The 255-nt window shown below is 38.8% G+C and carries 1 protein-coding gene; it reads right to left on the bottom strand.

Features of this window, described 5'->3' with window-relative positions; genetic code table 11:
- A partial coding sequence (locus tag NF418_RS10465; protein WP_256779553.1) for a MucBP domain-containing protein occupies positions 1–255 on the bottom strand: 255 nt, incomplete at both ends.

Here is a 255-nt window from a genome sequence, read left to right on the forward strand (position 1 = left end):
ACTTGTTAGGTGTTGTACCATCTTCTTGTGGTGCAATTGGGTTACCATTTTCGTCAACGTGCTTGGTTACAACTTTCTTAGCAGGTGTTACTTTACGGTATACGTAAGTTACTACAGTTTCACCTTCTACAACTTTACCATTTTCAGTACCGTCAACACGAACAAGTTCGTATTCTTCACCATTAAATGTGATTGTACCTGGCTTGTTATCTGTTGTGTTGTATGGTGTATCTACATCTGATGATGGTGTATCTG

Origin of the sequence: Streptococcus suis, from assembly GCF_024509555.1 — a bacterium.
GTDB lineage: Bacteria > Bacillota > Bacilli > Lactobacillales > Streptococcaceae > Streptococcus > Streptococcus suis_AD.